The sequence below is a fragment of the Pseudoroseomonas ludipueritiae genome (assembly GCF_014490445.1).
In the GTDB taxonomy this organism is placed as follows: Bacteria; Pseudomonadota; Alphaproteobacteria; order Acetobacterales; family Acetobacteraceae; genus Pseudoroseomonas; species Pseudoroseomonas ludipueritiae.
This window is the reverse complement of record NZ_JACTUZ010000378.1, coordinates 1-698: the sequence shown is the minus strand read 5'-3', so window position 1 is coordinate 698 and position 698 is coordinate 1. Positions and strand designations below refer to the sequence as shown.

Here is a 698-nt window from a genome sequence, read left to right as displayed (position 1 = left end):
TGGCGCCGCTGCCGCCGGGCCCGGCGCTGCTGCTGGTGGGCGGTGCCATGCCGCCGGTGGCCATCTACCTGCTGTGCCGGCTGCTGCTGGACCTCGGTGGGCCGGCGCAGCCGCTCTGGTGGGGCACGCCCCTGCTGGCGGGCGGTGCCCTGCTGGCCCTGGCTGGTGCCCTGCGGGCGCTGCGGCAGGCTGAGTTGTCGCCGCTGCTGGGCGGCGTGGCCCTGGCGCATCTCGGGCTGGTGGCCACTGGCCTCGGCCTCGCCGCCACGCTGCGGGCCGCCGATCTGGGGGCCATGGCGGCGGTGGCGGCCGGGGCGGCGCTGCTGCATCTTCCGGCCCTGGTGCTGGTCATGGCGCTGCTCTGGCTGGCGGCGGGCGAGATCGCCCAGGGCGCTGGCGCCCGGCACCTGGACCGGCTGGGCGGGCTGATCCATGTGATGCCCATCCTGGCCTGGGTCAGCCTTGCCGGCGCCGGTGCCGCCGCCCTGCTGCCGCCCTTCGCGGGCTTTGCCGGCGGCTGGCTGCTGCTGCAGGCGCTCTTCTCCGCCTGGCGCGCTGGGCCATTGGGCTTTCAACTGCTGACGGCCGCGGCGGTGGCGCTGCTGGGGCTGGCCATGGCCGGCCTGGTCTCGGCGCTGCTGCGCTTCTGGGGCCTCTGCTTCCTGGGCCGCCCGCGCACGCCGCGCACCCTGGGCGCG

The 698-nt window shown here is 77.4% G+C and carries 1 protein-coding gene; it reads left to right on the top strand.

Translation table 11 applies throughout. The features are described from left to right. Positions 1-698, top strand: a 698-nt coding sequence (locus IBL25_RS26475) for a proton-conducting transporter transmembrane domain-containing protein (protein ID WP_275296078.1), incomplete at both ends; no start/stop codon positions are given.